Here is a 12,025-nt window from a genome sequence, read left to right as displayed (position 1 = left end):
TTTTTATTCAATAAGGAGATTGTAAAGTGTTTTTAAATAAGTTAGTTGGTTGGTTTTCACATGATATTGCAATTGATTTGGGGACTGCAAATACGATTGTGATGATAAAGGGTCATGAAATTCTCATCAATGAACCTTCGATTGTGGCAGTAAAAGTTGATAAATATCGTGATGGGGAGATTCTTGCTGTTGGTAAAGAAGCAAAGGAGATGATAGGAAAGACGCCAGATAATATTCGTGCTATACGACCTTTACGTGATGGTGTCATTGCGGATTTTGAAATCACTGAAAAAATGATAAGATATTTTATAGAGCGTGCGCATAAACGAAAATCCTTTGTGCGACCTCGTATTATGGTATGTGTGCCCTATGGACTTACTTCTGTTGAGAGAAAGGCGGTTAAAGAGTCTGCAATGAGTGCTGGTGCTAGGGAAGTCTTTCTTATAGAGGAGCCATTAGCGGCAGCCATTGGTGCAGGTTTACCTATCCAAGAACCTCAAGGCAGCCTCGTAGTTGATATTGGAGGTGGGACGACTGAAATTGGCGTATTATCACTTGGTGGACTTGTTATTTCAAAATCCATTCGAATAGCTGGTGATAAGTTGGATACTGCAATCATGGAATATGTCCGCAAGAAATTTAACTTGCTTATTGGTGATAGGACTGCAGAAGAGATTAAGATTGAAATTGGTTGTGCTGCACCACTTGATACACCCTTGGTGAAATTAGTCAAGGGAAGAGATCAAGTAAGTGGGTTATTAAACTCTATTGAATTGACGAGTGAAGATATACGAGAAGCGATTAAAGATCCTATTAAAGAGATGGGGAATGCGTTAAGAGGTGTGTTGGAGGAAGTTCCGCCAGATTTAGCAGGTGATATTGTAGAAAATGGTATTGTCTTGACTGGTGGTGGTGCGTTAATACGCAATCTTGATAAATATTTTTCAGATATTGTGAAGCTTCCTGTATATGTTGGTGATGAGCCCTTATTGGCTGTGGCAAAGGGCACGGGTGAAGCAATGGGGAATTTAGATATGCTTGAAAAAATTGCAGCAAGAAGTTAGATTCTAAAAGAGGCAATAGTGTGAGAAGATTCTATGTTATCATTGTAGCACTATGCTTTATCGTGGCTATAGCATTTGGGTATATCCCATTTTTGCAAGAATACACTCTTGATATAACATTGCAGATTAAGAAATATTATAATGATAAAAAGGAAAACTTGACTCTTTTTATCAATGATTACATGAATCAAGCCACACAAATCAAGAATATGCGTGAAAAAATTGAGCAATTAGAAATAGATTCTATAAAACATAAAGCATTGCAAGCAGAGTTTGATAATTTACATTATGCTCTTGAGAGTGAGAGACATTACTCAGATCCAGATGTACATCTAGTTAAAGTATTATCCTATATGACACTTGGCACATATACAAAGATTTGGATGGATTACACACATCTAAGTGATGAACCAAAAATTTTTGGTCTCGTAAAAGATGGCTATGCGATTGGTATTGCCAAAATGGTTGATAATCATTTGCTTGGAATCTTAAATGGCGATAGAGATTGCAGCTATAGTGTGTATATTGGTGAAAATCGTGTGCCAGGTACATTACGCACTATGGAGAATGGTGATATTGTGATTGACTATATTCCAGCATGGCAGAGTATCAAAAGCGGAGACAATGTAGTGACAAGTGGACTAGATGGTATATTTTTTGAAGATGTGCAAGTTGGTGTAATTGGGAGTATTAAGCCAGAGAATGGCTATCTGCATGCCGAGCTAAAACCCCATAGATTTAGTAATCGATTAAGTTATGTATGGTTAATTGACACAAAGATTCCTCAAACAACAAATTTAAACACAAATATGTTTAGACAAGAGGATGATAACTAGAAGTCGTTTACCCTATTCTTGTAAAAATATTTTTTTAAATCTTAGTGCAGGATTTATAGGGTAAAAGTCTTGCGATCATACACATTAATCAAATATGTATGATACATAACGAGTTATTTGATATGTTGATGTTTGCAAGTTTGATGGATAATTGCATGGTAAAACAAAAGATTAATCTAAATAATATGTCTAGTGTTATATTATTTAATTAGAATATTTTTTAATTTTATTGATCGCACAATATACTTTGCAATGCATGTTGTATTGCTTATAATCATTTCTTAATATTTAGGATTTTTGATTATAGATATGAGTGTATTATCCTATGAACATACCGCCCTTTGTATTTACTTATATGGAAGTGTACTTCTATAATTTACAAGTTGCTCTTCATTCTCTCCTTCATTGTAATATATCCCTAATATTTCTATAAGATTAGGATTGCTTTTTATAGTGATTCATTTTTTGCTAGTTTTTATAAATTTTTATTATTCGGTTTTCTTATTTGAAAAGTTCATTTTATAATTAAACATAGCTTATATACTTAATTATACCCTTAGTGTCTATAAAATTCCCTAAATAACACACTCCTAAAGCACATTAAAAATATCTAAAAACATTTTTATACATATCTTATTGAAGTATCAAAAACATTGGAGCTTGTCACACAAAAGTTAGAAACATTGTAAATATAGCTTAAAATGGTTTATTATAGAATATATGCTGAATGGTGTTGGTATTGGTAAATAAAACAAGTCATATAGTACTTACTTTATTCCCATGCATTTGTGGATAAATCCTTAAAATTAATAGTCTATTACTTGTGTTTTCTGAATAATTAATATGCAAAGTTTGATCATTTCTTATTTAATAGATTCTTATTTAACTTTAAACTGCTTGTTATGCACACATATAGCCACATATAACTAGGTGTGTAAATTAATGATAAATATAGAGAATTTCAGTTTAAGCAAGTAGATTCTTTGAAGATTCTCAATAAATGAAATATGAATAAGTTTTTTGCATTAAACTATCAAGAAGTCTGAATGCTGTTTTATATCATCTCAATATGCTCTCTTTGATGGTATATCAAAACTCTTGTCTTTTAAGATTTTATTGTGTTTAATTTTAAAGACTTTTCTAAGCTCCATGCTAAAACATATTCTAATAAGATTTGAAATCACTGAGTTTGATTTTTTATGTAAAACAATACTGAAATTCAGACAAAACCACTTTTTATAAATTCTAGTCGTAGTTATGATGCATGAAAGAGTAAAAGTATTTTTTGTAGAGAAATATAGATCATATGAAGTTTTTAGATGAAAGCCCACTTTGCATATTATCGCTATGCAAAGGAGTATAAATACTTAAGCAATCTAAAAACTCTTTGACTTTAGCTGCTAAAAGCTAAGTCTATAAGAGGCGTTCATAAGCCAATTAATATTTAGTTTACCAAAAAAACTTCGTTCTAATTCAAAGTTAAATCGATGGCTATTTCCTAAAATATAGCCTGTACCAAGATTTACAAACATCCTTTGATCTTGAATACCCTTATAGAATTTTGATCCGTTTAAATCACTTAAAACTCTGTCACCATAAGCTTTCATGTCAAAAGCATAACCAAATCCTACTCTAAATCCTAGAGAATCAAAGATGCTAGATGCTCCAAATTTTGCTTGTTTCCCGCTAAATAGTGAAACTTTCCCACTTAATGGCGTAGAACTTTGCAATGTTAGGTAGATTTGTGGATTACCAATAGTTACGCTACCGATATAACCTGTTATAAATTCAATTTGTGGTTCAACATAATAAGCATTCATGAACATATATCGATATCCACCCTCAACACTAAATATCAAGCTATTTATGCCAGAGTTATTGCGCATTGGAATTACTGCACCACCACTTGGAATAAAAGAAATATTAGTGTTATTTATATAACGCACGTAACGCAATACACTATCTAGATAAAACCCATTATGAAAAAGCATGCTTGCATAACCGCCAAGTCCAAAACCATCACTTTGTATATTTGTATTATCACCTTGCAACATATTGCGAGTATAGTTAAACATGCTACCTGCATATACATCAGCATAGTTAAGCTTGAATTGATAGTCTCCACCAAGCTGCATTTCAAAGAAGTTGCCTCTGTAGCTACCATCACTATTGCTTCCACCAAATGTCCGTATCCATGCACCATAGGCACTTGGATTATCTCGTAACTCACCCATACGCTTTTGTATGTTGTTCCATTCGATGAGATAGCTCAAAAGCACTTGATTAAAGAGTCCATTTCCTTGATTGATGGCTGGATTATTATCACTCACATCAAAATATGAATTTGTTTTCTCTAGTTTGCTAAGCTGCCATTGCGCTTTGTTATCTTTATCTCGGTTAAATGTGACATTTGGTTTATAAACACTAAAACCATACTTTACATTTGGTGTATCAAAGTAGTTTTGTGTCAAGGTTTTATTTGTATCTTGAAGTGATGCAAGTAGTATGTTATCCACACTTGTATCAGTTGGTGTTTGCAAAAGATTAAGCATTAAAATGTTTGCATTTCCACTTGCGGATGCACTTGCCTCAATTACATTGTTTGCTTGTTTAGAATCTAAATCTACATTTACAACGAAAGTCGTGTTGTTTGCATTTAAAGCATTTGTGCTGATTTTACCATTTATATAGGAGTGGCTAAGATTTAGTGCCCCATTTGATGTTATATTACCCTGAAGTTTTGAATTACTAAGGTTGATTGGGCTCATATTGTCAGCTTTAATATTCCCAACAAATTCCATACTTGTAAGGTTGGCATCAGAATTTGCAAGATTAAGATCACCTTTAAAACGCACATTCTCTATCGTATTGCTATATCCCTGTGTAAGGTTTTGGTTAAATTCCATATCTTCTCCCACACCATAAGCTTTTCCATCTCCATAAGAAGAACTTTCTACATTACCACCATAGAGTCTAGACTTTACATTTTCTCCATCTTTAGAATCTATCCATACCCTTTTACTACCCAAGTTTATTGTAGCATTATTAGCATTAAGATTTTCTACTTCCAAAACGGCATTATGTGCAAGTGTAAATGTTGCCCCATTATTAATAGCAAGTGTTTTTAACTTGTAGCTACGAGTAAGCCAGTCAACTTGTGTAGCACTTGTTGGAGTAGTGAATACATTTTGTCCATATCCTTTGAGTTTATTGGCTACCTCCCAATCCACATATGCGTGTGTTATGGGCTTACCTTGAAAAGTGAGCTCTTTACCGCTAAAATCAAAACTCCCATTAGCATTATCTATTCCACCATCAAAGGCAAGATCGTGTTTTGAGCTGGAATTAATATTAATACCTCCACGATTTGAGTTAATCTGTCCATGGTAGAGATAGTTTTCAGCATTGTTTATTGAAAGCGTGCTATTCGTAGCATTTGTGTTAGCAATAACTGCACCGCTATCACTTGCATAGATTCTATTAAAAGTGAGATTTTGTCCATTCATATCAAGTGTCCCGCCACCTACACCAAAATAAATATGATTTGTATCAATATTACTTGCTTTACTAATTTGGAGTGTGCCTCGCCCACTTGTAAAATATACCTCTTTAAAACTTACTTGATCGCCATTATTTTGCAACACCACGCGCCCATCACCTATACGCAAACCAGCATTCGGACTACTTGAGGTAACAATAAGATCTCCATTACCAATCTTGTGCAGAAAATCATTGTCTTTTGTTTTAGCATGATAGGTTACTTGTGCACCTGTATCAGTAGAGATCCCACCCAAGATCAGCCAATTATTATTGGAATTTTTATTGGCAATTGTCCATTTTGCATCTTTTTCTACAATAAGCCCACCCGCACCAAGATCAACATCAGATTGTAATGTAATTGTGCCATTGCCACTTAGATATATGTCTTTAGACTTTTCCATTTCATTATTACGTGCAATAAAAGTATCTTTTTGGAAGTAGTTTGGAAATGTTATTTCGCCTTTTACATTGCCTGTGATAACGTGTGCACCCATATCCTTTTGGTCTTTTTTTAACCCATCATCTCCAAGTGTATATGTGCCACCTGTAAGAACGGGTGTGCTATATTTAGTTTTAAAATCCTCAATTAAAGCCTCATTGATTAACCCATAAGTCGCTTCTGTGCATGTGTAGGCGGTATCATCAAACGTATTACAATTGCTTGTGCTTACCACACCGATAACAAACCATTGCCCTAATTTATTATCATATACATAGATTGCTGAGCCAGAGTCACCAGGTGCAGAGGAGCTTGAAAAATCAACACGTTTTCGATTTGTTGCTCCCCAATAACCTGTTTCGTTGCGAAATTTAACTACAAACTGAGAATTACCAAGTTCGTTTGTATCAAGTTTATTAAAACCACTTGTGATAAATTTATCATGTTCAGAAATCGTTGTTGCAGCTCGATCTGCTTCTTTTGGTCCAAGTTTTTGCATACCTGTACCAGAACGTGCGTAGTATGTATAGCGACTAGAATCTTTAAGTTGTCCCTTACCAACATTATCATTACAATTTGTTCCATACACATCACAAGTATCTTTGTAATTGTCTTTATACTTCTCTATAATTGTTGTTGCACTTGATTGATCTGATCTTGACGAAGTGAATTGCAACTCTGGACTAATTTGGGCTGCACTATTTAGATTAAACTTATTCATTTTAAGCACAACAAAGTCAGGGTTTCCTTTTTTATATTCAGTCCAGTTTTTAAAATTATTACTCGCACCTACAATAATGCTATCTACACCACCAAAATTTAGAGTTGCATGCTTTTTTGCCACATCTTTAGCTTGATTGTTATCAAACATGTGTGCCGCACTGATGGCATAGCCAGCGCCAATATTGGTAAATTCACTTTTCCATTTACCTCTAAGATTTGCCGCACTGAAGTTGGGCATAGGTGCATTAAAATGCAAAGTCGTGTTTGAATCTCTTGAGGTGATTGTAAGATTTTGTGCACCTGGGGTGAAACGCCCAGTATTATTACCAAAATCAAGATAATCTTGATAATGAAAAGTTTCATCAACAGCGGAAGCAAACGAAAACTGCACTGCCAAACACGCAAATGCAAAAGAAAAACGATAGTACATAATCTACCACCTTATTAGTCATTATTATCATTATATGAAGCTTATCGATAGTTTGTAATCCAAAATCAAACTAAGAATTAAAATCAATAAAATTTGATACGTTGTTGTGTATTATTGTGTTTCATAATGTAAAATTGCGTATGTATAATGATTTTTGCTATGTAATTTAAGTTGCAAACCCTTTTTATGGCATTAAAGAAGCTAGTATATAGAATTGTAAGATTCTTGTTTAGACATCTTGTGTTTGACTAGAATGGACATTGGAAGTGAGGAGGCAAAAAATCGACAATAAACCACACAAGCCTTATCTAATCTCATTGTGCATGGTTTAGCTACCTTGTTTTATGGCAGAATAGCTCTATTTATGCATAAATAAGATTAAGTTTTTGTACGTCTAGATCATATAATTATTTCAAAGTGCCCCTAACTTGTGTGCAAACCTGATCGCATTGTGTATTGTTGCATACCATTTTACATTGTGTGCTAACAAATGCACCTGATGGTTTAGGTTTTTTTTCACCACAACCAGAGAATGTTATAACGCTAATAATACACCCAACAATAATAAATAATCTCATTAGATACCCCTACAATATAATTTACATTATTTGTTAGCAAAAAATAATCCAAACTCATAAAAATTAATTACTTTATTCTATAAATTTATAAATATTTGCTCTGCAGCTATACTGCAAAAAGGAAAAGTCTAGCCTAAAATATAGAATCTAATCTTTAGATTCTATATTTTAGGCTAATATGTTTTAGAAGAGCTATTAGACTCTTTTGGATATATCTTATGAGCCAAACTTCTATAAATGTGCTTTCGATAATATATGAAATGCTTTAGGATATTTTTATTTGCCCAACTTTAATTCATCACATGAATCACCATCACCAAGCTTACATCCTTTTTCATAAAATTCACGAGCCTTAGTTTGTTTGTCCTGACTTTCCGAATATATACTGCCAGTAAAATAGCAACTTGCAGCTTCACCATTATTACAAGCTTGAGTGAGAATATTTAGAGCTCTGTCTTCAATTTCTTTGGCTTGTTCTGTATCTTCATCAATAATAAAATCACTTGCTAAGCGATAACAACCCCACCCATCTCCGAGTTCACATGCACGAGTATAAAGCTCTTGCTCATTCTCTGTTATATTTGCTTTATTGTGTGACACCATAATGCCAAGATATGTGCAAGATTCACCATTGTATTCATTTGCGGATGGTGCAAAGCATGATTGTTGCAATACTTTTTGTGCGTGCAATGCATCTTCATCTTTTTGTGTTTCATATGCATAATACCAACATGCACGACCATATTCAAGATTACAAGCCTCTTTCAAAAGCTCCAAAGCACGTGTTGTATCACCCTCTATCAAATCTACATAAGAGCTTTGTGCTACAAGTTTAGCTGCCCTATCATGTCTTTCATTTTGTAATGTCGGTATTCCATTTTGCGATATGAATGCATTCATGTTAGCTTGTGAAGTTGCATTATCTTGCATAAAAATTACACCAGAAAATAGCAATATTTTTAATGTAGATAACATATTTCCTCTTTTTACGTGTTTTTAGAATCTAGAGTTCAATTATAGCCTAAAATTTATAGTAAATAATCAAATATAACCCCGATATAATCAAACAAAAAGTAGGTTATGTATAACATTATGTAAAATAAGCTTAATTTTGATATAATTTTTGCGTTATGTTTATGAGCTATAATCAATGAATGTTAGAAATTAGAAAGGGAGTAGCAATGACACAAACAAATACACTTCTAAGCGATTTGCAATCAGCAATTCAAGGAAATAAGATAAATCGTGATATGGTTGATAGATTTGCAGAACAAGAAAAAAATGAGAGTATGCAAATTAGCCAAATGGTGCGTGGAAATCTAGCCAACTTTGAAGCAACAGATAAACCAGTATACAACGCACTTAATGCGTTAAAAAATGCAGTAAATGATATTAATCCAAGTAATTTTAAACTCTCATTTTTTGATAAACTATTTGGCAAAAATAAATTCATGCAAAAATACTTTGATAAATTTCAAGAAAATCAGGCATTGCTTGATTCGCTGGTAAAAAAGCTTGAAGAGGGTAAACAAATCCTTTTGCGTGATAATGTTGCATTGGAAATTGAAGCAACAAAAAATGCCGAGCTCGCAGAAAAAATAAAAGTACAATTGCAACTTGCATTAGAAGCAAACAATTATATAGAATCCTTATTGGCTCAAGATACAAATAATCAAAGTCCAACAACACAAAATACACATATACTTACACAAAATCAGAATGTGGAATCTAGCACATTGCCTGCACAAACACATGCACAAGATTCTATGCAAGATGTCTATGCGGTTGTAACATCTCAAGAGCTTAGTCCAGAAAAACGACTAGAAATACAAAATCAAATCCTTTTTCCATTGAAACAAAAAATCACGGATTTCCAGCAACAAATCCTAGTTCATACGCAAGGTGAAATTGCCATTAAAACGCTTATTAATAATAACAAAGAGCTTGCAAATAGTGTGGATAGGACAAAAAGCGTGACGCTTAATGCACTCAATGTGGCCATCATTACTTCGCAAGGGCTTGATCAACAACAAAGGGTGCTAAAAGCGGTTAATGATATTAATGCGACAACAAGCGACTTGCTTGCACAAAATGCAACCAATCTAAAACAGCAAGGTGCAGCTATACAGCAAGGTGCAGCAAATGCAATGCTTGATATGGAAAAACTCAAAAATGCTTTTGATGATGTATTGAGTGCAATGGAAGACACACAAAATTTTAGAATCAATGCACTACCAAAAATGCAAGAAAATATCAAGCTATATAATCAGTATATTGATGAAATGAGTGAAAAGAAAAAAAGAATAATGGGGTAATTTAGTCTAACATAGATTAAGTGAAAGCTAGAAGATAATTAAAATCTTCATTTTGGTATGCTCAAAACCAATATAGCTTCTAATATCATCTGTATTCACAAATTCATGAATAAATATTCATTATATCCCTAGTATTAGCAATATACAAGTTTTAAGATGTCTTGCTAAAATATATTTTTCTTATTTTTTATTGGGTGAAAAAATAATAATATAGAATCTGAACCTTTGCTATTTGTGCGAATTGCAAGACGTGGCATTTCTTAGAATTAGACACTATATTCTGTAAAGATTTATGTATAATATGAAAATAGTTGGCAAGAAGATTCTATAACATAAAGGAAAATTATGAGCAGTTTTGAAACGATTATCGGTTTAGAAGTGCATGTGCAGTTAAATACAAAAACAAAGATTTTTTGTTCATGTCCGACAAGTTTTGGAGAATCTCCAAATACAAATGTGTGTCCTGTGTGTTTAGGATTGCCTGGTGCACTTCCTGTGTTGAATGAAGAGGCAGTGGCAAAAGCCATTGCATTTGGTACTGCAATTGGGGCAACAATACATCAAAATTCTGTATTTGCACGCAAGAATTATTTTTATCCAGATTTACCAAAAGCTTATCAGATTAGTCAGTTTGAGATTCCTATCGTTGGCAGGGGGGGGCTTGACATAGAGGTTGATGGAAAGACAAAGACTATCGGTATCACACGGGCACATTTAGAAGAGGATGCAGGTAAAAATATTCACGAAGGTGCATATTCAAAGATTGATTTAAATCGTGCTTGTACACCATTGCTTGAAATTGTGAGTGAGCCTGATATGCGTAGTAGCACAGAGGCAATAGCCTATTTAAAAAAGCTTCATGCTATTGTAAAATTTCTTGGTATAAGCGATGCGAATATGCAGGAGGGAAGCTTTCGTTGTGATGCAAATGTGTCTATTCGCCCAAAGGGTGAGACTAAGTTTTACACAAGGGTTGAAATTAAGAATCTTAATAGTTTTAAATTTATCCAAAAGGCTATTGAATATGAGGTATCAAGACAACAAAATGCTTTTGAGAATGGCACTTATGATACAGAAGTGTATCAAGAAACACGCCTGTTTGATACCGATAAGGGTGTAACAAAATCTATGCGTGGCAAGGAAGAAAGTGCGGATTATCGCTATTTTAATGATCCAGACTTATTACCTGTTTTTCTTGATAAAGCATTATTAGAGCGTGCCAAGAACATCCCTGAGATGCCAGATTCTAAGATTAAAAGATATGTAGAAACACTTGGTATTAAAGAGAGTGATGCGAAGGTATTGGTGCAAGACATCGATATGGTGCGGTATTTTGAATATATGGTAGGAGAGGGGATATCGCCACGTTTGGCATGCACATGGCTAAGTGTGGAGTTGCAAGGGCGATTGAAAAATGGCAATACACTTGCTACTTGTGGTATTAGCGAGATGGTATTTTCAGTATTGTTGCAACGCATTGAATCTCAAAAGATTAGTGGTGCGGGTGCAAAAGAGATTCTTGATGTATTAGTAGAGAAAAGAGGCGGAGATGTAGATGCTCTAATTGAGGAATTGGGATTAGAACAAATTAATGATGATGGTGCGATACTACAAGTTATCGATACGCTCTTATCGGCAAATCAGGATAAAGTTGCAGAGTATAGATCAGGTAAAGAAAAGATGCTAGGCTTTTTTGTAGGGCAAGTCATGAAACAAACCAAAGGTATGAATCCTGCAAGAGTTAATGAGCTTTTAAGGGAGCGGTTACAAGGATAGCTGGTGAAACAGATTTGTGATATATAGGAGCAATATATAGTAGAGTGGTATGTGTGTCAAATAAGTTTCTAGTTTTATAAAAATATAAAAAGTGGTATTCTCTTACACAACTTAGTGAGAGGGAGTATAAAAAAGCATTGTATTGTATTCTTGCAAGGTGGTTATTTGGTTTCAATCAAGTAATTTAGTTTATATAACTTATGGATGTAGGCATAGCAAATGGAAATCTAAGAATTGATAATACTATAACATCAATGCGGCATAATTCCACTCAAAAAGATATTTATACTTTTCCTTCTCTCATTTTACTTGCTTATTGATATA

Annotated in this window: 7 protein-coding genes; 4 read left to right on the top strand and 3 right to left on the bottom strand. The window is 33.8% G+C overall.

All coding sequences use genetic code 11. The features are described 5' to 3' along the window. Positions 1-26 precede the first annotated feature (26 nt). Positions 27-1,064 (top strand): rod shape-determining protein, encoded by a 1,038-nt coding sequence (locus tag LS81_RS04880; protein WP_004088161.1) that lies wholly within the window; start codon positions 27-29, stop codon positions 1,062-1,064. A gap of 20 nt (positions 1,065-1,084) precedes the next feature. After that, positions 1,085-1,900, top strand: coding sequence for a rod shape-determining protein MreC (mreC, locus tag LS81_RS04875; RefSeq protein ID WP_034346021.1), 816 nt, complete (start codon positions 1,085-1,087; stop codon positions 1,898-1,900). A gap of 1,400 nt (positions 1,901-3,300) precedes the next feature. On the opposite strand, the gene LS81_RS04870 is transcribed toward mreC, so the two are convergent. The 3 genes from LS81_RS04870 to LS81_RS04865 form a co-directional block, all read right to left on the bottom strand. Continuing rightward, a complete protein-coding gene (locus LS81_RS04870; protein WP_052096522.1) occupies positions 3,301-7,032 on the bottom strand; it encodes an autotransporter outer membrane beta-barrel domain-containing protein in 3,732 nt (1,243 codons plus the stop codon). A gap of 407 nt (positions 7,033-7,439) precedes the next feature. After that, positions 7,440-7,610, bottom strand: a complete 171-nt coding sequence (locus LS81_RS11625) for a hypothetical protein (RefSeq protein ID WP_162846242.1) — start codon at positions 7,608-7,610, stop codon at positions 7,440-7,442. 276 nt (positions 7,611-7,886) lie between these two features. After that, positions 7,887-8,585 carry a tetratricopeptide repeat protein gene (locus LS81_RS04865; RefSeq protein WP_034346019.1) on the bottom strand — a complete coding sequence of 233 codons (699 nt, stop codon included), beginning with the start codon at positions 8,583-8,585 and terminating at the stop codon, positions 7,887-7,889. Between the two features lie 206 nt (positions 8,586-8,791). Between LS81_RS04865 and LS81_RS04860 the strand changes: the two genes are divergently transcribed. Together LS81_RS04860 and gatB are read left to right on the top strand one after the other, a co-directional pair. Continuing rightward, the gene (locus tag LS81_RS04860) at positions 8,792-9,925 is read left to right on the top strand and encodes a toxic anion resistance protein (RefSeq protein WP_034346017.1); all 1,134 of its coding nucleotides are present in this window, start codon (positions 8,792-8,794) and stop codon (positions 9,923-9,925) included. Positions 9,926-10,270: 345 nt separating this feature from the next. Further along, positions 10,271-11,701: an Asp-tRNA(Asn)/Glu-tRNA(Gln) amidotransferase subunit GatB gene (gene gatB / locus LS81_RS04855; RefSeq protein WP_034346016.1), complete on the top strand. Its 1,431-nt coding sequence runs from the start codon at positions 10,271-10,273 to the stop codon at positions 11,699-11,701. Positions 11,702-12,025: the final 324 nt, after the last annotated feature.

Origin of the sequence: Helicobacter trogontum (genome assembly GCF_000765905.2) — a bacterium.
GTDB lineage: Bacteria > Campylobacterota > Campylobacteria > Campylobacterales > Helicobacteraceae > Helicobacter_A > Helicobacter_A trogontum.
The sequence above is the reverse complement of the archived record's forward strand: the minus strand, read 5'-3'. Positions and strand labels throughout refer to the sequence as shown.

What these genes read in the sequence shown, in the direction of transcription:
- LS81_RS04870 (WP_052096522.1), bottom strand. Translation starts at nt 7,032, where the DNA reads ATGTACTATCGTTTTTCTTTTGCATTTGCGTGTTTGGCAGTGCAGTTT.
- LS81_RS11625 (WP_162846242.1), bottom strand. Translation starts at nt 7,610, where the DNA reads ATGAGATTATTTATTATTGTTGGGTGTATTATTAGCGTTATAACATTC.
- LS81_RS04865 (WP_034346019.1), bottom strand. Translation starts at nt 8,585, where the DNA reads ATGTTATCTACATTAAAAATATTGCTATTTTCTGGTGTAATTTTTATG.
- LS81_RS04860 (WP_034346017.1), top strand. Translation starts at nt 8,792, where the DNA reads ATGACACAAACAAATACACTTCTAAGCGATTTGCAATCAGCAATTCAA.
- gatB (WP_034346016.1), top strand. Translation starts at nt 10,271, where the DNA reads ATGAGCAGTTTTGAAACGATTATCGGTTTAGAAGTGCATGTGCAGTTA.